Origin of the sequence: Clostridium sp. Marseille-P7770, assembly GCF_902143525.1 — a bacterium.
Lineage (GTDB): Bacteria > Bacillota > Clostridia > Lachnospirales > Lachnospiraceae > Pilosibacter.
The window spans coordinates 422,854-446,384 of sequence record NZ_CABFVC010000003.1 but is presented as its reverse complement, the minus strand read 5'-3'; the positions used below and the strand labels follow the sequence as shown (position 1 = coordinate 446,384).

Here is a 23,531-nt window from a genome sequence, read left to right as displayed (position 1 = left end):
TTTGTATTTAAGCAGAATGACATTGGATGTGACTAAAAGGAAAACATTGCGGGCATTAAGCTCACCAAACTTGTTCCATGGAGCAGTTGAGGCCTCGTTTGATATGACGGAAGCGGTTCGTCAGAGAAATCTATGGAGAATCGATCGACTTAATGGAAATTATTATTTGCTTATTCTTAGCCGGGAAAAACCGGATCTCTCTGAAGCGATAACTCAATTTGCACCGGAAGGTGAAGGATGGGCAACGAAAGAGTATGATCCTTTTCTGGAGAAAATCAAAGCTGATTCACGGTGGCATTTTCGCTTGACGGCAAATCCAACATACCAGAAAGCTGCGGGAAAAAATCAAAGAGGCAGAATTTGTGCACATACTACGGCAGATAATCAGCGAAAATGGCTTATAAAACAGGGTGAACTGCATGGCTTTGCAGTGAGTGAAGATTCTTTTGAGATCAGGGAATCTAAATGGTACCACTTTAATAAGACTGCTGGAAAGAATCAGGTTAGTATGCTGTCTGTAACATATGAAGGCATTTTAAAAGTAGTGGATGAAGAGAAAGTACGAAAGGTGCTGACAGATGGTATTGGACGTGAAAAGGCATATGGAGTAGGTCTTATGACACTGGTACATGTAGAGAAGGGAACAGTATGACAAATATTCCTGGAATGATACGGCCGGAAATCCAGATGCTGCCGCAGGTTGCAGATCGCCTGACATTTCTTTACTTAGAGAGATGTGTACTAAATCGACAAGATAGTGCAATTACAGTTGCGGATGATAGAGGAACAGTTTTTGTGCCGGCAGCAGCGATCAGTGTGATTATGTTGGGACCTGGAACGAAGATCACTCATCGAGCGATGGAATTAATTGGAGATGCCGGGGTCACAGTGATATGGGTGGGAGAACATGGGGTGCGTTATTATGCATCAGGGCGTCCACTCACCCACCGTGCAGCTTTATTGCAGAGACAGGCAGAATTAGTCAGCAATATGAGAATGCATTTAAATGTTGTCAGGCAGATGTATTGCATGCGATTTCCAAATGAAGATGTTTCCCGTCTCACACTTCAGCAGTTGAGAGGACGAGAGGGAGCAAGAATTCGTGCAGTATATAAAAAAGCATCAAAAGAGTGGAATGTACCTTGGAATGGGCGCGAATACGATCCAGAGGATTTTACAAGTGGAGATCCTGTTAATCAGGCATTATCCGCCGGTCATGCATGTCTTTATGGTCTGGCACATGCGGTAATTGCTGCGTTAGGGTGTTCACCGGGTTTGGGATTTGTACATGTCGGACATGAAAATTCATTTGTATATGATATTGCAGATTTATATAAGGCAGATATCACGATTCCGTTAGCGTTTGAGGTGGCTGCAACGATTTCCAAGGAAGAAATTCCATCTGTGATGCGGAGAAAAACCAGAGATAAAATGGTAAAAATGAATATTCTGAAACAAATGGTGCATGATATCAAATCTTTGCTTGCCCAAGAAGGAGAAGCTGAGGATTCGGATGCGGTATATTTGTGGGATAACAGAGTTGGGGAAGTTGAGAACGGACATTCATATGGAGAAGATCTTGAAGAAGGTGAATAATGGTAGTTGTAACACTGACTGATTGCCCACCTAAACTGCGCGGAGATCTTACAAAGTGGCTTATGGAGATCAATACAGGAGTATACGTTGGAAAGGTGAGCGCAAGAATTCGGGAAATGCTTTGGATGCGAATCTGTGAGAATCTGTCGCAGGGACGGGCAACAATGGTGTATAGCACTAATAATGAACAGGGAATGGAATTCTGTGTTCACAACTCAGCCTGGAAACCTATGGATTTTGATGGAATACAATTGGTTATGCGGCCAGAACATGCACAATGCGAAACAAAAGCGCGAGCAAACCGGGCAGAAGTTCAACAGATGTTGATTAAGAAAAAGCAATCTCAAACATATAAAGCACGACAGGAAGGTTATGTGGTAATAGATTTAGAGACAACAGGATTAAATAGTTCATCAGATGAGATTATTGAGTTGGCGGCGATCAGAATTATTAACCACAAAATTGCAGACAAATTGGAAGTTCTAGTAAAAACAGAAAAAGAAGTTCCAAAAGTAATTACTGAACTTACGGGGATTACAGAGGAGATTCTTGAGGAAAAGGGGGTGGTTCTTTCTTCGGCGATGGAGATGTTCTGTAAATTTATTGGAGAAAGCACAATAGTGGGACATAATATCGCATTTGATCGCAGTTTTTTAAAGGAAGCTTGTCGAAAGACCAATCGAATGAATCTGAAAAATCCAGCAAAAGATACATTAGATCTTGCGAGAAGGCGAATCGACGATATTGATGATTATAAGCTGCATACACTGGCAGACTATTTTCAGATAAAAGTTGAAGAGGAACATAGGGCATTAAGTGATTGCATTACGACATTTCAGGTGTTTGAGAAACTAAATGAAATTTAGATGTGGAGATTGGGAAAAGGCTGTAAATATGGGATTTTTTTAGTGTATTCCCCGCGCAAGCGGGGGTGATCCCAAGCAGGATATCCGCAAGCTCACGGCAAGCGGGTATTCCCCGCGCAAGCGGGGGTGATCCCCATCTTGTAATGTGTTTCTGGAGGACCTTATTGTATTCCCCGCGCAAGCGGGGGTGATCCCTGCTGATTTGGTCGCTTATTCCATAAAAATACGTATTCCCCGCGCAAGCGGGGGTGATCCTAATAGAAGGAATGCCCCACCAGCGAACAGTAGGTATTCCCCGCGCAAGCGGGGGTGATCCCTAGGACGTTTACACAGTGCGGATTCACGAAGAGTATTCCCCGCGCAAGCGGGGGTGATCCTATGTTGGAATATCCGTTTGCCATTAGAATAGTGTATTCCCCGCGCAAGCGGGGGTGATCCCGCCAGACGTTGCAAGTTTTCCAGCTCCAACCGGTATTCCCCGCGCAAGCGGGGGTGATCCCGTACTCACAGAAGAAACGACCGTCTGTGCACGGTATTCCCCGCGCAAGCGGGGGTGATCCTGATACCGTACTGGACAATTATACGCTGACGATGTATTCCCCGCGCAAGCGGGGGTGATCCCTAGCGGTATGTCCATTAAACCAGAAAAACGCCGTATTCCCCGCGCAAGCGGGGGTGATCCTATCTCGCAGGTTCCGCAGATCTCCACGGCGGAGTATTCCCCGCGCAAGCGGGGGTGATCCCAGCGCAGTGATACCGCAATGTGTCAAGCTGGAGTATTCCCCGCGCAAGCGGGGGGTGATCCTGTAAACGATCTTCGATTAAAATGCAAAAATCTGTATTCCCCGCGCAAGCGGGGGTGATCCCGCTGTGATAACTGCTTATATGAGTACGCCTGCGTATTCCCCGCGCAAGCGGGGGTGATCCCATAAATCCGGACAGTACGAAACCGGGGATCGCGTATTCCCCGCGCAAGCGGGGGTGATCCTCATCCGCCCCACGGGTGGCTTGGTTCCGCATTGTATTCCCCGCGCAAGCGGGGGTGATCCCATAAATCCGGACAGTACGAAACCGGGGATCGCGTATTCCCCGCGCAAGCGGGGGTGATCCTCATCCGCCCCACGGGTGGCTTGGTTCCGCATTGTATTCCCCGCGCAAGCGGGGGTGATCCTTGATTCGGAGAAGCCGAAAGCAATCGCCGAGAGTATTCCCCGCGCAAGCGGGGGTGATCCTGGATTCTGATCCGATCTGGTATCCAGATACTTGTATTCCCCGCGCAAGCGGGAGTGATCCCATCGGGTACTTCAAGACCAGCCAGCCGGTGACGTATTCCCCGCGCAAGCAGGGGTGATCCCGTATTAAAGCATGGGCCTCTAAAAAGAAAAAATCCATCCCCCCATTGCAATTCTCCGCTATTTTGCGTATACTTATAATATGAGTGGATAGATGCAGCCGCTATGTGTTGGGCATTTTGCCTGCCGTAGTAGAACGGGGCACTATCCACTCTTTTATGCTTATGAACAATCAATAGCCCTCACGCGGACTCCCGCAGCAGCCGGATCAGCTCCTCCATCGCCGGAAGTGTCTGTTTTCCTTTCAGCGTAACGATGGAGTAGCTGGTGGTGTCATCTGGATTTCCGATCCGGAAGCAACGGACCGGCTTGGGATAGTGGAAATGTTTCATATACTGGTAGAAATTGAAAGCGATCCCATAGCCTTCTGCTGCGAGCTGACAGGCAGATTCAAGATTCTCGAGGAGAAAGACCTGTCCCGGTTCGGCGTGATCGTAAGCGATGGCAAGGTCTGTGTAGTGTCTGGAGGACTGATCCGGCTTTTGCAGGATAAAACGTTCCCCGTTAAATTGTTTGAGGTCAATCCTCGGACATGGTTCTTTCCGGCTTTTCTTTGCCGCTCCGGCGCATAACGGATGGTCGGCGGAGACAACAGCGACCATATAGTCCTCATAGAGAGGGCAGTATTCCAGCAGCGGATGGCTGGAGGATTCGTTGACAATGGCAAAATCAAGCTCTCCAGCAAGCAGGTGCCGGATCATCTGCTCAGTGGATTCCTCATATGGGATCAGCTTCACGTCCGGGTAGCGGGCGGAAAAGACAGGCAGTGCCTTCGCAAGAAGATAAAGTGTCCTTCTGGGATGGATTCCGAAACGGATCGTTCCGGAAGAACCGCCCAGGTATTTTTGAAGCTCATTTTCATAATGGGCTTCTATTTTTATCATTTCTTTTGCATGTTCCAAATAGATCTTTCCGGCCTCGGTTGGGACAAACTGTTTCCCGATCCGGTCAAAAAATTTTGTCCCGGTGCGTTCTTCGAGATTCCCTAAAAAGATGCTGAGTGCAGGCGGAGAGATGTGCAGGGCCTGAGCCGCATCCTTAATTCCCCTGTGTTTTTCAATTTCAAGCATATAGAGCTGTTCCCGCATATCCATGGCGTTTCGCTGGTCCTTTCCCTGAATAAATATTTGCAATTTCGCATAAAAATAAACAATATTAAATAAAACAATAAAAATATTAAACTTGCTTTAATTTTATATCTTGATTATAGTCTAAGAAAGAAAACAAATCAAGGAAGGATTGGAAGTATGAAACCATTAAAAGAAAAAAAGCCTTTTCAGGCGCCGCACACATTTGTGATCCTTGTAGCGCTGATTCTTCTGGCAGTCGCAGCCACCTATGTTGTGCCTGCCGGAGAGTATACCCGGTACACGGATGAGGCGACAAACAGAACGCTGGTGGAAGCGGGGAGCTTCCATTATGTCGAATCTCATCCGGTAAGCTTTTTAACCGTTCCGGCACTGATCTACAGGGCGATCGTAAAGGCGGCAAGCACAGTTACGTTTATCCTTATCATCGGCGGATCCTTTGAGATCATCACGTCCACAGGGATCCTCACAGTTCTCTGTAAGAAGATGGCGAAAGCCTTCCGCGGCCGTGAGTATTTTGTGATCCCAGCATTTCTGCTGTTGTTTTCTGTTTTTGGAACAACGATGGGAATGTCCGCTGAGGTCATGATCTTTGTGCCGATCGGAATTGCCCTCGCGGCATCTCTGGGACTTGACAAGGTGACAGGTACCGCAATGATCGCTATGGGTGCTGCATCCGGATTTACAGCTGGAATCCTGAATCCCTTCAATGTCGGTGTTGCTCAGGATATTGCGGAGATCCCGATGTTTTCCGGTATGGGTTACCGTATTTTTATTCTCGGGGTTCTTCTGGTGATCGATACGGTCTACATTACCTGGTACGCAAAGCGCGTGAAAGCGGACCCGACAAAGAGTATCATTTACGGAGAGCCGGATGATCAGGAATTTGTTTTCGATGATACGGAAGAAGCGATGACCCTGACCCATGGACTGACTCTGGCAGTGATCGTAGCAGGCTTTGCAGTCCTGATCTATGGACTCAGTAAACTCGGCTGGTATTTTGAGGAGATGTCTGCGATCTTCATCGCGATGGGTGTGCTCTGCGGTATCGTGAACCGCTATAGCCCAAACAAGATCGCCGCTACGTTCGGAAACGGAGCGAAGGGAATCGTTGTGGGAGCTTTGATCGTCGGTATTGCCCGCGGTGTTGAGCTTGCTTTATCTGACGCGATGATCCTTGACACCATCGTCCATGCGATCGCAAGCATCGTAAACATTCTTCCGCAGTCCTTAAAAGCCATCGGAATGTTCCTTGCACAGTCACTTGTCAACTGTGTGATCACCTCCGGTACCGGACAGGCTGCGGTTACCATGCCGCTTATGGTACCGGTTGCGGATCTGATCGGTATCACAAGACAGACAGCCGTTCTTGCGTTCCAGCTCGGAGACGGATTTTCAAACTCTGTTCTTCCGACATCCTCCGCGCTGATGGGTTATCTCGTCGTTTCGAAGATCCCGTATGTAAAATGGTTAAAATTCATGATGCCGTTATTCCTGATCTGGACATTCTTCGGATGTCTGTTCATGCTTGGGGCACTCATGATCGGCTATTAAAGCGGAGGAAAAGAGAACATGCAGGATTTTGAAGTGAAGGAGCACTTAAGAGAACATCTGGAATACCTTTGTTCGTTCGACAAGCTTTCCGGTGAACCTGAGGCGTATCGCGCAGTCGAGTATATACTTGATGTATTGGAGAAATCCGGGATCTCCTGCCATGAGGAGGATTTTCCGGCTTATCTGAGCAATCCGGTGAGCAGTGTCCTTATCGCAGATGGTGAGGAGTTCGCATGCCGTCCAAGGTCTTTCTCGGAGAGCACAAAAGAAATGATGGAGGTCCCACTGATCTACGATCCCGGAACAAAAACGGAGGTCTCCCTTTCAGAGCAGAAGCGTTTTATGGAAACAGTTGCCGGAAAGCTTGTCCTCGGGTATGGATTTGATGAGCGTTACGCAAAATTGCTGGAGCAGCATGGAGCGGCCGGGTGGATCCAGATCTGGACCTCCGACGAGGACGCGGTTCATGAGGACACGGTAAGTCCTGTTTGGGGAACTCCGGATATGGACTCATCTCTGTTCCAGTTACGAATGCCGGTGGTCGCCGTCTCGAAGCCCTGCGGGGAGAAACTGATTCGGAAGCTGAAAACATATGAGGCAGAAGGAAAACAGCTTTTTGCGCAGCTTTCCAGCGAGGTGGACACATGCGTAAAAAACGTCGCACTGCCGATCGCCGAGATCCCCGGAAAGAGCAGGGATTTTGTCCTGCTCTCCGGTCACTATGATACCTGGTACCGTGGCGCTTTTGACAATTGCACGGCAAATGCACTGGCTCTGGATCTTGCGCGTTATATGAAGGAACATCAGGATGAGCTGTTCTATTCCCTGCGGATCGCCTGGTGGCCGGGACATTCCAACGGACGCTATATGGGATCCACCTGGTATTGTGATCATCACTGGGATGAGCTTGAGGAGCACTGTATCGCTCACCTGAATCTTGACCTTCTGGGATCAAAAGGAGCAGACCATACGCTTGCGATCCGGACAGCGGGGCTTGAGGGCGAGGAATGGCTGAAAGAGCAGGTACGGAAGGTGGATCCGGCGGCTGAAATGATGTTTGGCCGCATCGGGCGAGGAGCGGACCAGTCGCTCTGGGGTGCGGAGATTCCATATCACATCAATCCCCGTTATGAGGCGAAAAAAGAACGAAAACACTCGGATGCTCCCGGACCCGGCGTGTACTGGTGGCATACGATCGACGATACCTTTGACAAGATCGATTTTGACGGGCTTTTGCGGGACGGAAGAGTCGTGGGCGTTCTGCTGTATGAACTCCTCTCGAAGGAGAAGCTTCCTGCCGATTATCGCGGCTATGCAAGGACCTGGCTTCCATACTTTGAAACGTTGAAAAATTCAGAGGAGCATGAACAGGCGGCTGATGAGATCGAAACGCTTCTAAAAGAGGTTCTTGATCGTTGTGAAACGCTTGAACATATATGGGGAACGGAGAAGATCGAAGAACACAACCGCCTTTGCCGTCTTGTCGGAGGAGTTTTTAGCCGTCTTATGCACTCCACAGGCTCCGCGTACGAACAGGATACTTCTTTTGCGTATGGTCCGCTGCAGCTCCTTAAAGCTTCCGCGAAGGCGCTTCCGGAAAATAGCCCCGCGGATTGGAACCTGTTCTATCAGACGACGTTCGTGAGACAGAGAAACCGGATGGTGACGGAGCTTAGAAAGCTGCTGAAAGAGATCGATCTGGAATTCAGGAATGGATCGGACCGCTTTGGATCTTCACGAAATTGTGACAGGAGAATGGAGATATGAATAAAGAAACAATAAAACAGGCCGTTGCGCCTTACATGGCAGAGCTTGCCAAAATGGCAGACAGGATTTATGATCTGGCGGAGCCGGGGCTTGAGGAAGTCCGCTCCAGTGCGATCCTTACAGATTATCTGGAAAAAAAAGGATTTCAGATCGAGCGTGGGATCGCAGATCTTCCTACCGCCTTCCGTGCTGTCTATGAACAGGGAAAGGGAGGACCCTCCTTTGGATTTCTGGCAGAGTACGACGCGCTGAAAGGGATCGGTCATGCCTGCGGTCATCACATGCAGGGACCGTCTGTGATCGGAGCTGCCCTGGCACTTCGGGATCTCTGTAAGGATCAGCCCTATAAGATCGTGATCTACGGGACACCGGCGGAGGAGACGGTCGGCGGAAAGATCATTATGAAGGAGAAAGGGTGCTTTCAGGATATCGATCTTGCGCTTATGATGCATGCAGCTCCCAATACCTGCGTCGATGTCCGCTGTATGGCCCTTGAGTGTTTTTACGTTACCTTCCATGGGGTAGAATCCCATGCCGCCATGAGCCCGCATAAGGGGAAGAGCGCCTTTGATGCCGCGCTTCTTTCCTTTCAGGGGATCGAGTTTATGAGGGAACATGTCCTTGAGGATTCCAGAATGCATTACACGATCCTTGACGCCGGCGGTCCATCAAACATCGTTCCGGGAACGGCAAAGGCAGAGTATACACTTCGCTCTTATAGTACAGATTACTTGGAGAAGGTCATCGTTCCGAGATTTCAGGACATCATAAAGGGTGCGTGCCTGATGACGGGAACGACCTGTGAGACAGAGAGAAGCTATCCGTTTCAGGCAAAGATTCCGTGTCTCACCCTGAATGACCTGATCATGGAAAATGCCAGAAAATTTGAGGCACCACAGCTCGCCGGACCGCGCGAAAAGACAGGCTCCACGGACTTTGGAAATGTCATGTATGATGTGCCCGGATGCTGCATCCGCACAGCGTTTGTGCCGGAGGGTACCGCGGCGCATTCGCAGGAATATCTCGATGCGGGAAAGACGGAGCGGGCCCATGAAGCGATCCGGTCCGGTTCGGAGATCCTTGCGGGAACATGCATCGACATAATTGAAAGACCGGAGCTTTTGGAACAGATCAAAGAGGAGTTTTGGAAGCGGAAACAGGAAGAAAACGCAAAAATATGACAAAATTGTCATTTTCCAGTCATGAACAATTAAACTGCTGTCTGTAAAATATGAATCTGTAAGGAATTTAACAAATATCCAGAAAGGAAGATGATTATGACAGCAGCTATTGGTTTTCTGATGATCATCGCGATCGTAGCACTGCTCTTAAAGGGCAAAATGTCTCCGATCGTGGTACTTGCGGTGATTCCGGTCATTGCAGCTCTGATTCTCGGCTTCTCCCCGGTAGAGGTCATGGACTTCATTGCGGATGGAATCAAAACCACCACAAGCAATGGTATTTTATTTATCTTTTCAGTAATTTATTTTGGTGTTCTGGCAGACACCGGACTCTTTGATGTTATCGTAGGATGGCTGGTTAAAAAAGCCGGCAACAATGTGATCGCGGTCACTGTAGTTACAGCGCTGATCGCAACGATCGCTCATCTGGACGGTACTACGGCTGTCACCGTTCTCATTACGATTCCGGCAATGTACCCGGTATATAAGAAGATGAACATTGACTCCCGTATCCTTCTCTGCCTGACAGGTGCCTGCATGGGCGTTATGAACCTGCTTCCGTGGGGTGGTCCGACAGCGAGAGCGGCTACTGTACTCGCTATGGATGCCACTGAGTTATGGCACATGCTGATCCCGCTTCAGGTTGTCGGCCTGATGATGAACATCGTTCTTGCTGTACTTCTCGGCATGTTAGCGATCAAGCATGGTGCCGGCGCCGGAAAGGGCGTAGAGGTAGACTCCGATGAGAAAGCGAAGAAAGAGGCGGCTGATTTAAGAAAATCCAACGCTTACCTGATCTTCAACTTCTTACTTACAGTAGGTGTGATTGCCCTGTTATCCACAGGTATCGGTAAATCCTATGTAATCTTCATGCTTGGTCTCTGCATCCTTCTGGCTGTCAACTACCCGAACCAGAAGACTCAGGACAAGCTGATCAAGAAGCACGCTCCGGCAGCCCTGATCATTTCCGCAACACTGTTTGCCGCAGGTGCTATGGTAGGTGTCTTCGACGGAACCGGTATGCTGGAAGCAATGGCAAATGCGATCATGGCGATCATTCCGGCAGCTCTCGGAAAGTACGTTCACATCATCTTTGGTATTCTGGCGCTTCCGCTTGGTCTCTGCGTTGGAACAGACGCATACTTCTATGGCATTATGCCGTTAGTCATGCAGGTAGGCGAGACCTATGGCGTGGCTTCCCTGAATACTGCCCTGACCATGCTGATCGGTAAGAACCTTGCGTTAATGGTAAGCCCGTTAGTACCGGCAACTTACCTTGCGATCGGTCTGACCGGAACAGAGCTGAAAGATCATATGAAATTCAGCATTCCGCCGTACTACATTATCAGCCTTATCATGCTGGTATTCGGTGTGATCCTTGGCATTGTTGCCATCTAAACGATACATGACGAATGAAAATCCTGTTCTGCAGTACGGATCTTGTACCGCAGAACGGGATTTTTTGCTATAATGAAAGAAAAATGACGCAGGAGAAAGTTTATGAATACAGAAAAAATCCTACTGGTGGACGATGAGCGGGCGATCCGGCTGGCTGTGCGGACCGCCCTGACCCGTGAAGGAATGCAGGTGACGGAGGCAGCCGATGGAAGCGAGGCTCTGGAACTTTTAAAGAAACAACAGTTCCACCTGGTGATTCTGGACGTAATGATGGAACATGTGGGTGGTTATGATGTGCTGCAGGCAATGCGCGCCGCGGGAGACCACACGCCGGTCATGATGCTGTCGGGAAAATCCGATGAGATGGATCAGGTGTTGGGGCTGGGCTTTGGCGCGGACAGTTATCTGACAAAGCCGTTTCATACTGCGATCCTGATCCAGACAGCAAAGGCACTGATCCGCAGAAGTCAGATCTACAGCCAGGGAGCATCCGGAGACGCCGGGATCCGTAAGGGTCCGTTTACGGTAGATACCTTAAAGATGGAGTGCCTGAAAAACGGTGAGCCGTTAAATTTTACTGCCAGAGAGATGACCCTGTTCCGATTCCTGATGGAGCATCCGGGACAGGTGTTTACGAAGGAACAGCTTTATACCCAGGTGTGGAATGAGGCGGTGGTGGATGACAATACCATCACCGTCTATGTGAAACGGATCCGGAACAAGATCGAGGATGACCCGAAGCAGCCCCAGTATCTGAAGACGGTACGTGGAATCGGATATATGCTGAATGTGTAGAGAAAAAATGGAAGAATTTTTAAATAAAAGAAAATTAAGACTGGTGATGGTCAGTCTGTTGATCATTTTATCAGTGGTTGTGATATTTGCAGGTTCCCGGCTTTACAGTCAGTACCGGGAGCAGGTGATCCGGACGGAGGAAAGCCAGCTTTTAACCATGGCGGGAATCGTCGGAAATAACCTCAATTCCTACATGGAACAGCAGCTTGAGGAGATTGACCTGTTTTATTCCCGGGAAGGAATGCCGGAAAATGTCTGGGCGGAGTCTGGCGGAATCAATGCGAGGACAGCTTACTTTTTAAAGGAAAATGCAGGGGTCTATAACTGGATTACTGTGACGGAACCAGATGGAACAAAATTCCGGTATGAACCGGGGAAAAAGACGTTTCGGGAATCTGCGGACGGAGAAGTGAAAGCAGTGGATCCGAAGGACGGAAATCACCCTGCAGAGATCACAGGAAAAGAAATATCGGATCAGACGGGATGGTATGAGCTTTATATTGAGAAGAATGTCTCTGTCGGATCTGAGGTCTATATGCTCACATTTGCCATGGATCTTGGAGCGCTGTATGAGAAGATCGTCGCGCCGGTAAAGATCGGAGAAGCCGGATATTCCAGCGTCAAAGACCAGAATATGAACATCATCATGCATCATGTAAAAAACCAGATCGGTCTTGAAGCGGTGGATGGACGTATTGAGAGGTATCCATATCTTGACATGAGCAGCCTGAATGCCTGGATCATGAGGCAGGAAAATGAGGACTCCGGAACCGGTGTGATCGATACATATGTCTGGGATGATCCTGAATTAAAGAGAGTCCGCCGCGTCGTTGCGTTTCAGGCAATCTCGATTCAGGGAGAACGCTGGATCGTCAATTCCACACTGCCGATCCATGAACTTTCGGGACCGCTTGAGAGCATGATGACCATGCTGATCGGCGTGATGATCCTGTACATGATGATCCTTGTGGTGATCATGGTATTTTTCCTGAGAAACCGTTTTCTGGCGGAATCCCAGCAAAAGGAGATCACGTACTTAAAAGAGATCAATCACGGAATGGAGATGCTGGTCCAGAAAAACAACGAGATCCGGCATTACCAGCGAATCCAGTCACTGGGAATGATGGCGAGCCACATTGCGCATGAATTCAACAATTATCTGACACCGGTGCTGATCTATGCGGAGCTTCTTGAGAATGATGAATCCATCTCTTCCGAGAATCAGGAGATGATCCATGAGATCACGAAGTCGGTGGATCAGGCATCGAATCTGTCAAAAGAACTGCTTGCCTTTTCCAGACAGGATACCGGCGTGCGTCTGGAACCGCTAAACTTTACAGAAGAAGTCGGGAATGCGGTATCCATCGTGCGGCAGCTTGCCCCGGCGGCGATCACGTTGAAAACAGAGATCACGGAGGAACCGCTATATGTTTTAGGACGCAGACGGATGGCGGAACACATCCTGCTGAATCTGAGTAAAAATGCCTTTCAGGCCATGGAAAAGACGGAGAGAAAGGAACTGCTGATACGGCTGGAGGCAAAAGGGAACGATATGATCTGTCTGCAGGTGTCCGATACCGGCTGTGGAATCGGGGACGATGCCATGCAGAAGATCTTTGAACCGTTTTACACGACAAAAGGATCCAGACAGGGTACCGGACTTGGTCTTTCGGTGGTTCAAAATATGGTAACATCCGTGGGTGGAACGATCCGTGTGGAGAGTAAGTCGGGAGAGGGAACCACATTTATCCTGGAGATCCCGCAGAACAGCACAGAGGTAGAAGATGACGGCCGGAAACGGCTGAAGCATGTACAAAAGATTGCGATTGTCTCCAGTGAAGAGTCCGCGAAGACCTGGAAAGCGGCCGCATCTCACAGCCGGAAGACGGTAGATCTGTACGCACACCCGGCGGCCCTTATCGACCGGGTCCAGAAAGATCCGTCAACCTATGATCTTCTGATCGCGGAGTACACACTGCCGACCATGAACGGAATCGAGCTGTGTGAGGTGGTCCGGCGCATCAATCCGGAGATCCGCCTGATTCTCATCGCGGAACAGAGAGGAGCCGATTTCGAATGGTATCTGAACAACGGCATGATCGACCGGTTTATGCTGAAAGATGAGTTTGCGGAGGAATTTGCGGAGATGTTTGAGGGGTAAACCGAGAATAATCCCTTGCGGAAAACAGGAAAATAACGTATAATGATGCGGATTGACTACGTTTCTGCGGGTTCGTGTGTCCGCAACAGGATAGATAGAAACAGCAAACTTTAAATAAGACAGGAAAAACAGGTAATTATGAGAAAATTAGCATTGCCAGAAGAGATACTCTTGAGTATCCAGCAGCCCGCCCGCTACATCGGCGGTGAGGTGAATATGGTGAAGAAGGATCCGTCCGCTGTGGACGTCCGATTCGCCATGTGTTTCCCGGATGTATACGATATCGGAATGTCCCATCTGGGAATCCAGATTCTTTATGATATGTTTAACAAGTACGAGGACGTGTACTGTGAGCGCGTATACTCCCCGTGGACGGATCTTGATAAGATCATGAGGGAGAAACATATCCCATTATTTGCCCTTGAGTCCCAGGACCCAGTGAAGGAATTCGATTTCCTTGGAATCACGCTTCAGTACGAGATGTGCTACACGAATATTTTACAGGTGCTGGAGCTTTCCGGCATTCCGCTTCATGCGGAGGATCGTACCTGGGATGATCCGGTCGTCATCGGTGGAGGTCCGTGTTCCTACAACCCGGAGCCGATCGCGGTGTTCTTTGATATGTTTTATATCGGAGAGGGAGAAGTCTCCTACCGGAAGCTTCTTGATATCTACAAGGAGTCCAGAAAGAACGGGGATTCCAGACAGGAGTTCTTAAGAAAGGCAGCGGGAATTCCTGGAATCTATGTTCCATCCTTATACGAAGTGACATATGAGGAAGACGGCACGATCAGGAGCTTTCTGCCGACAGCGCCGGGGGTGCCGGAGAAGGTAGAAAAGCAGCTTGTTATGGAAATGACAGAGTCCGTCTACCCGGAGAAACCGCTGGTTCCGTTTATCAAGGCGACCCAGGACCGCGTGGTTCTTGAGATCATGCGCGGCTGCATCCGCGGCTGCCGTTTCTGTCAGGCGGGGATGATCTACCGTCCGGTCCGCGAGAAGAACGTAGAACGCTTAAAAGAGCTGGCTTATAGGATGTTAAAGAATACGGGACATGAGGAGATTTCATTAAGCTCCTTAAGTTCCAGTGACTACAGAAGTCTGGAAGAACTTGTGACATTCTTAATTGATACCTTCCATGGAAAGGGCGTGAACGTTTCCCTTCCGTCCCTGCGTATCGACGCCTTCTCCCTCGACGTTATGAGCAAGGTTCAGGATGTCAAGAAGAGCAGCCTGACCTTCGCGCCGGAGGCGGGTTCCCAGAGATTGAGAAATGTTATCAATAAAGGACTGACAGAGGAAGATATCTTAAACGGATCCGCACTGGCCTTCCAGGGCGGCTGGAACCGTGTAAAGCTCTATTTCATGCTCGGACTTCCGACGGAGACGGTCGAAGATATGGAAGGAATCGCCCTGCTCTCCGAGAAGATCGCGGAGAAGTACTACGAGATCCCGAAGGACCAGAGAAACGGAAAGGTGCAGGTCGTTGCAAGTACCTCCTTCTTTGTTCCGAAGCCATTTACCCCGTTCCAGTGGGCGCAGATGAGCACGAAGGAAGAATTCCTCGGAAAAGCGCGCGTCGTAAACCACAAGATGCATGAGATGTTAAACCACAAGAGCTTAAAGTACAACTGGCATGAGGCGGATGTGACCGTCCTTGAGGGCGTTCTGGCCCGAGGAGACAGGAAGGTTGCCGCTGTCATCGAGGAGGCTTACCGACAGGGTGCACTCTATGATGCGTGGTCTGAGACTTTTAAGAATGATGTCTGGATGAACGCATTTGAGACATGCGGCGTGGACATCGATTTCTATACGACGAGAGCACGCTCTCTTGATGAGATATTCCCGTGGGATTTCATCGACACAGGTGTGACGAAGGAATTCTTAAAGAGAGAGTGGATCAACGCGACAAAAGAGACTGTCACCCCGAACTGCAGAATGCGCTGTTCCGGCTGCGGTGTGAGAAGATTTGGAGGAGGTGTCTGTTATGAAGATCAGAATTAAGTTTTCCAAGCAGGGAGCCATGAAGTTCATCGGACATCTCGACACGATGCGCTATTTCCAGAAGGCCATGCGCCGCGCGGATGTGGATATCCGCTATTCGGAAGGTTTCTCCCCGCACCAGATCATGTCCTTTGCGGCTCCGCTCGGTGTCGGCCTCACGGGAAGCGGAGAGTACCTCGATATCGAAGTGTTGTCCACGGATTCCTCTGTGGAGATGGTAAAACGCTTAAATGAGACGATGGTCGAGGGCGTGGAGGTCTTAAGCTACCGTCTGCTCCCGGACAATGCGGAGAATGCGATGAGTATCGTCGCAGCCTGTGACTACACGATCGTCCTGAGGGATGATTACGAGAACGGACTCTCCATGACGGCGGAGGAGTTCTATACAGGAATCCTTGATTTCATCGAAAACGGGAACCTGAACATCGTGAAAAAGACGAAAAAAGGCGAGAAGGAAATGGACTTAAAGCCTCTGATCTACAAGGCACACCGCGCGGAGAACGGAGACGGACTGTTCCTTCAGTTATCCTCCGGAAGTGCCGCCAACGTAAAGCCGGAGCTCGTTCTTGAGGCGTACTGCAAGTCCATCGGAAAAGAGTATCCGCAGTTTGCATTCCGCATCAACCGTGAGGAAGTTTACGCGGATGCAGGAGACCATGATTTTGTGACTCTGGAATCCTTCGGGGAAGAAATTGGAGAAAAGATTGGATAAGCTGATCATTACGGCACTGCGCGGGAAGACCGCCGCAGTGCTTTTTGAAAATGGACGTGCCGTCCGGATCGATTTTGAGCCGGAGGCGGCGGAGGAAGAGACGGGGGTCATCTTCGTCGGAAAAGTAAAGAATATCGCAAAGAACATCAACGCGGCCTTCGTGGAGTACCGGCCGGGAGTCAACGGGTTTTACAGCTTGAAGGAGAACAGTTGCCCGCTGTATGCGGACGGGAAGCCGGATCATGGCCCGTTAAAAGCGGGGGATGAGATCCTTGTCCAGGTGGAGCGGTCCGCCGTGAAGACGAAGGACGCAGTCCTCAACTCGAATCTCACACTGTCCGGGCAGACGGCGGTGCTCACTGCGGGGAAGAGTTCCCTCGGGATCTCCGCAAAGATCCGCGACAAGGAATGGCGGGAGGCGGCAAAACGCCGCTGGGAAGAGACTTCCCACGGAAACTGCGGTCTCGTCATCCGCACAAATGGGGAGACAGCCGGGCTCGACGCGGTGTTTGCGGAGTTTGAATCGCTGTTTGAGCGTTACCGGGAGATCTGCAGGATAGCGGCGAGCCGGACATGCTGCAGCGTGCTGTACCGGCCGGAGAGCTTTGCAGTCCGCACGGTTCGGGATCTGAAGATTTCGGAAGGTCTTGAGGTTGTTACGGACCTGCCGGAAGTTTATAAGGAACTTCAGGATGCACTGGGAACGGCGGTTCTTCCGGATGCGATTTCCGGTGCATCTCCCAATGCGGCTGGCTCCGGAGAGCACGCCGCAGGCATGGGCGCAGGGAGACCGGTGATCCGGTTTTATGAGGATGAATTTCCACTCACCGCGCTCTATCACCTGGAGACGATCCTGTCGCAGGCGCTCGCGAAGACGATCTGGCTGAAATCCGGCGGAAATCTTGTGATCGAGCCGACGGAGGCGCTCACGGTGATCGACGTCAATACGGCAAAGAGTGTCTCAAAGAAAACTTCGGAGGAGACGTATCTGAAGACGAATTTGGAGGCGGCGGAGGCGATCGCTGTCCAGCTGAGACTCCGGAATCTCTCCGGGATCATCATCGTTGATTTTATCGACATGAAAGAGGAGGAGAGCCGGAAAGCGCTCCTGGCGGCGATGCGGCGGGCGGTTGCTGCCGATCCCGTAAAGACAGTCCTCGTGGACATGACGCCGTTAGGCCTTGTAGAGCTCACGAGAAAGAAGATCCGGCGGCCACTGCATGAGCAGGTGCGGGTGTAGACAGAAAGAAGATAACAGTTGGTGAACGGAAAAAATCTTCACTCTGAATGAAAATATTCACTGGGAGAGCTGGATTTCAGATATGAAGAGAGAAGCACCGGAGACAGAAAATAAAAATGTAAAAAAATTGCAGAAAAAGTGATTGACAACAAGAAAAGTATTTGATATAGTTATCTAGTGTGCCGCACAGTGAGGTTTCCAAGGACTCCATAACGGAGGACACCATAACTGGCGAGTAATGATAATAGGAGGTGCAATATGTACGCGATTATTGCAACTGGCGGTAAGCAGTATAGAGTAGCCGAGGGCGACAGCATCAAGATCGAGAGAATTGACGCAGAGGTTGGTTCTGCAGTAACTTTTGATCAGGTTCTTGCTGTTAACAACGGAGAGCTTACAATCGGATGCCCGACCGTTGAGGGTGCAACAGTATCTGCAACAGTAGAGAAAGTTGGCAAGGGCAAAAAAGTTATCGTTTACAAGTATAAGCGCAAATCTGGCTACCATAAGAAAAATGGTCACAGACAGCTTTATACTCAGGTTAAGATTGAAAAGATCAATGCTTAATTAAGATTATGATTCAGGTAAATATCCTGCGTGACAGGAACGAAGTAGTAAAGGGAATCGATATCAATGGTCATGCTGGCTATGCAGAATACGGACAGGACGTGATTTGTGCTGCTGTTTCCGCACTGGTTCTCAACATGGCAAACTCCGTTGAAACATTTACGGACGATCACTTTGAAGGAAGTGTGGGGGAAGATGGTGGAAGCTTTTCTTTTTCCTTCCCGGACAAAATAAGTTCTGAGTCGCAGCTCCTCATGAAATCCCTGATTCTCGGACTCGAAAATATCCGGGATGAATATGGAGCAGAATATATCAAATTTCGATTCAGGGAGGTGTAACGATATGTTTAAGATGAACCTTCAGTTATTTGCTCATAAGAAAGGTGTTGGTTCCACAAAGAACGGACGTGATTCTGAGTCCAAACGCCTTGGAGCTAAGAGAGCAGACGGACAGTTCGTATTAGCTGGCAACATCCTTTACAGACAGCGCGGAACAAAGATCCATCCGGGTCTTAACGTAGGCATCGGCGGCGATGATACATTATTCGCAAAAGTTGACGGTGTTGTTAAGTTTGAGAGAAAGGGCAGAGACAAAAAACAGGTTTCTGTATATCCTCAGGCAATCAACGAATAATAACGAAGAGCTCCATACTGGATGGTATGGAGCTTTTTTAAGATTAGATGGCAGTGTAACAGTGAGACTCGGGATTCATGGAAACAGGAAAGAAAGGTTTTGCTGTTACATTTTTTATAGGTAAAAGATTGTAACAATCCAGTAGGTCTGCGCACTTGCTGCGCTGACCGCAATAAGACACAGGCTTGAGGATACTGAGTAGTTACAAAAGATTTATTGAGAGGACGGTTTTCCATGTTTACAGACAGTGCAAAAGTATTTATCAGATCAGGAAACGGCGGAAACGGACATGTGAGCTTCCGGCGTGAACTGTATGTTCCGAATGGAGGACCTGACGGCGGTGACGGCGGAAGAGGCGGAGACATCATCTTCGAAGTGGATGATGGATTAAATACGCTCGTAGATTTCCGTCATGTAAGAAAATATGCGGCCGGAAATGGCGAGGAAGGCGGAAAACGCCGCTGCCACGGCGCTGACGGAAAGGACCTGATCGTCAAGGTCCCGGAAGGTACTGTCGTTAAGGACCTGGAAACCGGAAAAGTGATCACGGATATGTCCGGCGAAAATCGCCGTGAAGTGATCTTAAAGGGCGGAAAGGGCGGCCTCGGAAATATGCACTTCGCAACAGCGACGATGCAGGTTCCGAAATATGCCCAGCCGGGACAGCCGGGACAGGAACTCTGGGTACAGCTGGAGTTAAAGGTGATCGCGGATGTGGGACTTGTCGGATTCCCGAACGTCGGAAAATCCACCCTGTTATCCCGCGTTTCCAATGCGAGACCGAAGATCGCAAACTACCATTTCACGACCCTGAATCCGCACCTTGGCGTTGTAAATCTCGGTGACGGGAACAGCTTTGTAATGGCGGATATCCCGGGACTGATCGAGGGCGCATCCGAGGGAGCCGGTCTTGGACATGAGTTCCTTCGTCATATCGAGCGCACGAAAGTCCTGCTCCATGTGGTTGACGCGGCTTCCGTAGAGGGACGTGATCCGATCGCGGATGTTCATGCGATCATGGATGAGCTTTCCGCCTACAATCCGGAGCTTTTAAAGCTTCCGCAGGCGATCGCAGCCAACAAGCTGGATGCAGTTTATGATGAGGGCGCAGATCCGCTTGCAGATTTAAAGAAAGAGTTCGAGCCGATGGGGATCCCGGTATTCGGAATCTCCGCAGTCAGCGGCGAGGGCGTGAACGATCTTCTGTATTATCTCTATGACGTGATCAAAAATACAGACCGCACACCGAAGATCTTCGAGAAAGAGTTCGAGATCGAGTATGTCGGCGATCGTTCCCTTCCGTACACGGTCGAGAAGGATGAGGACGGCATTTACGTGGTCGAGGGACCGAGGATCGAGAAGATGCTCGGATACACGAATCTTGATTCCGAGAAAGGCTTTGACTTCTTCCAGAAATTCTTAAAGCAGTCCGGAATCCTTGCAGATCTTGAAAAAGCGGGGATCCAGGAGGGCGATACCGTCCGCATGTACGGACTCGTATTTGATTACTATAAATAATGCGCCGGAGCTTCCCGGGCGTTTCGTGGGAACATCCAGGGAGCCGCGCTTTTCCATATATGAAAAGGAGTTATTATGACAAGCAAACAGCGTTCCTATTTAAAGGGACTTGCAATGACGATGGATGCCGTTTTACAGATCGGTAAATTCAGCCTCACACCGGAGATCACAAAATCCGTTGAGGAAGCATTAAACGCGAGAGAGCTGATCAAGATCCACGTTCTGAAGAACTGCGCGGATGACGGAAAAGACCTTGCACAGATCCTTGCAGAGCGTACTCATTCTGAGGTTGTACAGGTGATCGGAAAGATGATCGTTCTGTACAAACCGGCGAAGGAAGAGAAAGACCGGAAGATCGTTCTTCCGTAATTGCCGCGGAAATACCTGTATTCCTGAATGTCCGCCTTGTGCCGGAAATTTGCGAAAGTGATCTCCGCACGGACTGCGGAACGGGAAGAACAGGAAAAACGATAATCCTGTCGGTAATGGAGGATCCTATGAGACGCGTTGGTATTCTTGGGGGAACATTTGACCCGGTCCATAACGGACACCTGCTCCTTGGAGAACAGGCTTACCGGGAGTATGGGCTGGATGAGATCTGGTTCATGCCGTCTCATGTTCCGCCGCACAAAAAAGATCATCATATCACAGACGGAGCGGCGCGCATCCGGATGCTGGAGCTTGCCACGGAATCCGTTCCGTATTTTTCGGTCTCCGATTTTGAGATGGGACGCGAAGGAAATACCTACACGGCGCAGACACTGGCGCTTTTGAAGGAAGCGTACCCGGATATCGAGGTCTATTTTATCATCGGGGCAGATTCCCTGTATCAGCTGGAATCCTGGTATCATCCCGAACAGGTGATGGCACAGGCGGTACTCCTGGTCTCCGGAAGGACATACGAGGACGGCGGTGTTTCCCTTGAAGATGAGGTTTCTTACCTCAATAAAAAATATGGGGCTGATATCCGGATCCTCCACAACCCGAAGATCGAGGAAGCGTCCGCGGATATCCGGAAACGGGCGGCGCTGGGGGAGGACCTCTCGAAAGACACGCCCGAAGCCGTTGCAAATTACATCAGGGAAACGGGATTGTACAGGAAATAGAGGCAGGTAAACTGCAAGGAGACAGTCCGGCTCCTGACTGTAATAAAACAGGTGAAAACGAAGGACCCGTGCGGGAGATATCCCGGCGGGGCAGATTCAGAAAGAAGATTCATTATGGATAGTCGGGTACCTGAAATCAGAAAACATTTAAAGAAAAAACTCGATGCGTACCGGTACGAGCACACGCTCGGCGTAGAATTTACCTGTCAGGCGCTTGCAATGCGGTATGGGTACGATCTTGATAAAGCCGATCTTGCGGGACTTCTGCATGATTCGGCAAAACGCTTTGAAAATCCGGTCATGCTTCAGAAATGTCTGGACCGCGGGATCCCGGTGACAGCCGAGGAAGAGCGCGACCCGTCCCTGCTCCATGCGAAACTCGGGGCGTGGATGGCTGAGAACAAATATGGAGTGGATGATCCGGAGATCTTAAGCGCGATCACCTGCCATACGACGGGAAAGCCGGGCATGAGTCTGCTCGACAAGATCCTCTATGTGGCGGATTATATTGAACCGAGACGGTCCAAGGCGGCAAATCTTCCTGAAATGCGGAAGCTTGCCTTTATTGACCTGGATCAGGCATGCTTTGAGATCATGGAGAGCATTCTCGAGTATCTGAAGAGCACCGGGTGCCAGATCGATCCGATGACGGAGGCGGCCTGCCAGGATATGCGCTGTGTCGTTTCAGAAAAACAGAAAGAGACAGCCGGCGCGGCCGGAGAGACCGATCAAGACAAGGAGGAACAATCAGTTGAATCAGTCAAAAGAAATGGTAAAGCTTGCAGTCGAGGCTTTGGAAGAGAAAAAAGGCGAAGATGTAAAAATTATCGACATTGAAGGCGTTTCCGTGATCGCGGATTACTTCGTTCTCGCGAGCGCTTCCAACGCAAACCAGACACAGGCATTAGTTGATAACGTGGAGGAGAAGCTCTTCAAGGCAGGTTACGAGTGCCACCAGAAAGAAGGCAGCATGAGCTCTACATGGGTACTCATGGACTACGGCGATGTGATCGTACACGTATTCTCCAAGGAAGACCGTCTGTTCTATGATCTTGAGAGGATCTGGAGAGACGGAAGGATCGTGGAGTCGGTGGACGAGCTGTAGGAGAGATGTAGTTTTCCCTTGATTTCGCGAACATGCTTTTTATATCGCGAACAAGAGGTTCGGAAAGTGTAAATTTTTCCTTTCATTTTGCGAACAAGCAGTCAAAAACATGATCTTATGTTTTACAAACTATCGCGAACAAGCGTATTAAACTGAATATCTGTAATTTACGCGAGATCGCGAACAAGACAGTCGGAAACCACAACAGTGTTTTCCTTTTATATCCTGAACATAGGATTGGAAAACGCTGTTTTTTATTCCTTTTATATCGCGAACACGAACGAAAAATATCTGCTGGATGCAACACTCTGAATTTTACAGAAGCACTTGTATTTTCCAATCTGTAATGTTATATTCATTCCCAACAGCAATAACAATCATCCAAACACCATCAGTGTCTGGTTTGGTCCTTGGGGCAAAGGAGGAGACAACATGCACCTGATCGAACATAAGAAAGGATACCTGTGTGGAGCAGCCAACAGGGAAGGAGAGACATATATGGATTGGCGGGCGCCGTATATTGATCGTTCCGGCCTGCTCATGATTTATGAATCCAATTCACGCCCCGGAAAGCATGCCTTTGTTTTCTTCACAGCTCCGGCAAGCGGCTTTCCAGGACAGTATTTGAAAACGTCACCTGGAGATTTGGAGACGGAAGATGGCGGCATCATCAAACTCACTACCAGAAACAGCATTTACCGTTTCAGACAGGATGATTCCTGTATTCCAAATGAAGATATGAAACTGCTGTTGGCGGATATGTATGAGGAGTTTGGACCATCGAATTCCATCCGACAGGTTATGGAAAAAGAATTGTCTCTGAATACCGGACATGAACCGGAATCATAATTTCATGGGAGATTTGCCGGGATTAAAGCCTAAGATATC

Annotated in this window: 22 protein-coding genes and 1 CRISPR repeat array; of the genes, 21 read left to right on the top strand and 1 reads right to left on the bottom strand. The window is 49.5% G+C overall.

Annotated elements, in window-relative coordinates; translation table 11 throughout:
- Window position 1 precedes the first annotated feature (1 nt).
- The 3 genes from cas6e to cas2e are packed head-to-tail and all read left to right on the top strand — an operon-like array spanning window position 2 to window position 2,462.
- A complete protein-coding gene (gene cas6e / locus FN001_RS09200; RefSeq protein WP_142411616.1) occupies window positions 2-652 on the top strand; it encodes a type I-E CRISPR-associated protein Cas6/Cse3/CasE in 651 nt (216 codons plus the stop codon).
- Window positions 649-1,596, top strand: a complete 948-nt coding sequence (gene cas1e / locus FN001_RS09195; protein ID WP_142411615.1) for a type I-E CRISPR-associated endonuclease Cas1e — start codon at window positions 649-651, stop codon at window positions 1,594-1,596. The genes cas6e and cas1e overlap by 4 nt, the downstream gene beginning before the upstream one ends.
- The gene (gene cas2e, locus FN001_RS09190; RefSeq protein ID WP_142411614.1) at window positions 1,596-2,462 is read left to right on the top strand and encodes a type I-E CRISPR-associated endoribonuclease Cas2e; all 867 of its coding nucleotides are present in this window, start codon (window positions 1,596-1,598) and stop codon (window positions 2,460-2,462) included. Before cas1e ends, cas2e begins: the two co-directional genes overlap by 1 nt.
- 44 nt (window positions 2,463-2,506) lie before the next feature.
- Window positions 2,507-3,816: a CRISPR direct-repeat array (repeat unit 28 nt; unit sequence GTATTCCCCGCGCAAGCGGGGGTGATCC).
- 180 nt (window positions 3,817-3,996) lie between these two features.
- On the opposite strand, the gene FN001_RS09185 is transcribed toward cas2e, so the two are convergent.
- A complete protein-coding gene (locus FN001_RS09185; RefSeq protein WP_185911886.1) occupies window positions 3,997-4,884 on the bottom strand; it encodes a LysR family transcriptional regulator in 888 nt (295 codons plus the stop codon).
- 177 nt (window positions 4,885-5,061) lie between these two features.
- Between FN001_RS09185 and FN001_RS09180 the strand changes: the two genes are divergently transcribed.
- The 18 genes from FN001_RS09180 (at window position 5,062) to FN001_RS09095 (ending at window position 23,492) form a co-directional block, all read left to right on the top strand.
- Window positions 5,062-6,456 carry a YfcC family protein gene (locus FN001_RS09180; protein ID WP_117503438.1) on the top strand — a complete coding sequence of 465 codons (1,395 nt, stop codon included), beginning with the start codon at window positions 5,062-5,064 and terminating at the stop codon, window positions 6,454-6,456.
- Between the two features lie 18 nt (window positions 6,457-6,474).
- Window positions 6,475-8,223, top strand: a complete 1,749-nt coding sequence (locus FN001_RS09175) for a M28 family peptidase (protein WP_142411612.1) — start codon at window positions 6,475-6,477, stop codon at window positions 8,221-8,223.
- The gene (locus tag FN001_RS09170) at window positions 8,220-9,404 is read left to right on the top strand and encodes a M20 family metallopeptidase (RefSeq protein ID WP_142411611.1); all 1,185 of its coding nucleotides are present in this window, start codon (window positions 8,220-8,222) and stop codon (window positions 9,402-9,404) included. Before FN001_RS09175 ends, FN001_RS09170 begins: the two co-directional genes overlap by 4 nt.
- A 96-nt stretch (window positions 9,405-9,500) precedes the next feature.
- Window positions 9,501-10,802 (top strand): CitMHS family transporter, encoded by a 1,302-nt coding sequence (locus tag FN001_RS09165; protein ID WP_142411610.1) that lies wholly within the window; start codon window positions 9,501-9,503, stop codon window positions 10,800-10,802.
- Between the two features lie 102 nt (window positions 10,803-10,904).
- The gene (locus FN001_RS09160; protein ID WP_142411609.1) at window positions 10,905-11,597 is read left to right on the top strand and encodes a response regulator transcription factor; all 693 of its coding nucleotides are present in this window, start codon (window positions 10,905-10,907) and stop codon (window positions 11,595-11,597) included.
- A complete protein-coding gene (locus FN001_RS09155) occupies window positions 11,590-13,758 on the top strand; it encodes an ATP-binding protein (RefSeq protein ID WP_142411608.1) in 2,169 nt (722 codons plus the stop codon). Before FN001_RS09160 ends, FN001_RS09155 begins: the two co-directional genes overlap by 8 nt.
- Before the next feature lie 138 nt (window positions 13,759-13,896).
- Window positions 13,897-15,762 (top strand): TIGR03960 family B12-binding radical SAM protein, encoded by a 1,866-nt coding sequence (locus FN001_RS09150; protein ID WP_142411607.1) that lies wholly within the window; start codon window positions 13,897-13,899, stop codon window positions 15,760-15,762.
- Window positions 15,746-16,474: a TIGR03936 family radical SAM-associated protein gene (locus tag FN001_RS09145; RefSeq protein WP_142411606.1), complete on the top strand. Its 729-nt coding sequence runs from the start codon at window positions 15,746-15,748 to the stop codon at window positions 16,472-16,474. Before FN001_RS09150 ends, FN001_RS09145 begins: the two co-directional genes overlap by 17 nt.
- Window positions 16,467-17,714, top strand: a complete 1,248-nt coding sequence (locus FN001_RS09140) for a ribonuclease E/G (RefSeq protein ID WP_185911885.1) — start codon at window positions 16,467-16,469, stop codon at window positions 17,712-17,714. Before FN001_RS09145 ends, FN001_RS09140 begins: the two co-directional genes overlap by 8 nt.
- A gap of 258 nt (window positions 17,715-17,972) precedes the next feature.
- Window positions 17,973-18,281, top strand: a complete 309-nt coding sequence (gene rplU, locus FN001_RS09135) for a 50S ribosomal protein L21 (protein ID WP_021905027.1) — start codon at window positions 17,973-17,975, stop codon at window positions 18,279-18,281.
- A gap of 8 nt (window positions 18,282-18,289) precedes the next feature.
- Entirely contained in the window at window positions 18,290-18,619 is a 330-nt protein-coding gene (locus FN001_RS09130; RefSeq protein ID WP_015554472.1) for a ribosomal-processing cysteine protease Prp, read from the top strand.
- 4 nt (window positions 18,620-18,623) lie between these two features.
- On the top strand, window positions 18,624-18,914 hold the full coding sequence (rpmA, locus tag FN001_RS09125) for a 50S ribosomal protein L27 (RefSeq protein WP_015554473.1): 291 nt from the start codon (window positions 18,624-18,626) through the stop codon (window positions 18,912-18,914).
- A 234-nt stretch (window positions 18,915-19,148) separates the two neighbouring features.
- Window positions 19,149-20,432: a GTPase ObgE gene (obgE, locus tag FN001_RS09120; RefSeq protein ID WP_118322675.1), complete on the top strand. Its 1,284-nt coding sequence runs from the start codon at window positions 19,149-19,151 to the stop codon at window positions 20,430-20,432.
- 75 nt (window positions 20,433-20,507) lie between these two features.
- Complete coding sequence (gene yhbY, locus FN001_RS09115; RefSeq protein ID WP_142411604.1) at window positions 20,508-20,801, top strand: ribosome assembly RNA-binding protein YhbY; 294 nt, start codon at window positions 20,508-20,510, stop codon at window positions 20,799-20,801.
- Between the two features lie 128 nt (window positions 20,802-20,929).
- The gene (gene nadD, locus FN001_RS09110; protein WP_142411603.1) at window positions 20,930-21,538 is read left to right on the top strand and encodes a nicotinate-nucleotide adenylyltransferase; all 609 of its coding nucleotides are present in this window, start codon (window positions 20,930-20,932) and stop codon (window positions 21,536-21,538) included.
- A 114-nt stretch (window positions 21,539-21,652) separates the two neighbouring features.
- A complete protein-coding gene (yqeK, locus tag FN001_RS09105; RefSeq protein ID WP_142411602.1) occupies window positions 21,653-22,375 on the top strand; it encodes a bis(5'-nucleosyl)-tetraphosphatase (symmetrical) YqeK in 723 nt (240 codons plus the stop codon).
- Window positions 22,290-22,643 (top strand): ribosome silencing factor, encoded by a 354-nt coding sequence (gene rsfS / locus FN001_RS09100; protein WP_142411601.1) that lies wholly within the window; start codon window positions 22,290-22,292, stop codon window positions 22,641-22,643. Before yqeK ends, rsfS begins: the two co-directional genes overlap by 86 nt.
- A 432-nt stretch (window positions 22,644-23,075) precedes the next feature.
- Complete coding sequence (locus FN001_RS09095; RefSeq protein ID WP_142411600.1) at window positions 23,076-23,492, top strand: hypothetical protein; 417 nt, start codon at window positions 23,076-23,078, stop codon at window positions 23,490-23,492.
- The last annotated feature ends 39 nt before the right edge of the window (window positions 23,493-23,531 follow it).

Bases quoted from the DNA above. Each gene is read 5' to 3' on its own strand.
- cas1e (WP_142411615.1), top strand. From the start codon at position 649: ATGACAAATATTCCTGGAATGATACGGCCGGAAATCCAGATGCTGCCG.
- cas2e (WP_142411614.1), top strand. From the start codon at position 1,596: ATGGTAGTTGTAACACTGACTGATTGCCCACCTAAACTGCGCGGAGAT.
- FN001_RS09185 (WP_185911886.1), bottom strand. From the start codon at position 4,884: ATGCTTGAAATTGAAAAACACAGGGGAATTAAGGATGCGGCTCAGGCC.
- FN001_RS09180 (WP_117503438.1), top strand. From the start codon at position 5,062: ATGAAACCATTAAAAGAAAAAAAGCCTTTTCAGGCGCCGCACACATTT.
- FN001_RS09175 (WP_142411612.1), top strand. From the start codon at position 6,475: ATGCAGGATTTTGAAGTGAAGGAGCACTTAAGAGAACATCTGGAATAC.
- FN001_RS09170 (WP_142411611.1), top strand. From the start codon at position 8,220: ATGAATAAAGAAACAATAAAACAGGCCGTTGCGCCTTACATGGCAGAG.
- FN001_RS09165 (WP_142411610.1), top strand. From the start codon at position 9,501: ATGACAGCAGCTATTGGTTTTCTGATGATCATCGCGATCGTAGCACTG.
- FN001_RS09160 (WP_142411609.1), top strand. From the start codon at position 10,905: ATGAATACAGAAAAAATCCTACTGGTGGACGATGAGCGGGCGATCCGG.
- FN001_RS09155 (WP_142411608.1), top strand. From the start codon at position 11,590: ATGTGTAGAGAAAAAATGGAAGAATTTTTAAATAAAAGAAAATTAAGA.
- FN001_RS09150 (WP_142411607.1), top strand. From the start codon at position 13,897: ATGAGAAAATTAGCATTGCCAGAAGAGATACTCTTGAGTATCCAGCAG.
- FN001_RS09145 (WP_142411606.1), top strand. From the start codon at position 15,746: ATGAAGATCAGAATTAAGTTTTCCAAGCAGGGAGCCATGAAGTTCATC.
- rplU (WP_021905027.1), top strand. From the start codon at position 17,973: ATGTACGCGATTATTGCAACTGGCGGTAAGCAGTATAGAGTAGCCGAG.
- FN001_RS09130 (WP_015554472.1), top strand. From the start codon at position 18,290: ATGATTCAGGTAAATATCCTGCGTGACAGGAACGAAGTAGTAAAGGGA.
- rpmA (WP_015554473.1), top strand. From the start codon at position 18,624: ATGTTTAAGATGAACCTTCAGTTATTTGCTCATAAGAAAGGTGTTGGT.
- obgE (WP_118322675.1), top strand. From the start codon at position 19,149: ATGTTTACAGACAGTGCAAAAGTATTTATCAGATCAGGAAACGGCGGA.
- yhbY (WP_142411604.1), top strand. From the start codon at position 20,508: ATGACAAGCAAACAGCGTTCCTATTTAAAGGGACTTGCAATGACGATG.
- nadD (WP_142411603.1), top strand. From the start codon at position 20,930: ATGAGACGCGTTGGTATTCTTGGGGGAACATTTGACCCGGTCCATAAC.
- yqeK (WP_142411602.1), top strand. From the start codon at position 21,653: ATGGATAGTCGGGTACCTGAAATCAGAAAACATTTAAAGAAAAAACTC.
- FN001_RS09095 (WP_142411600.1), top strand. From the start codon at position 23,076: ATGCACCTGATCGAACATAAGAAAGGATACCTGTGTGGAGCAGCCAAC.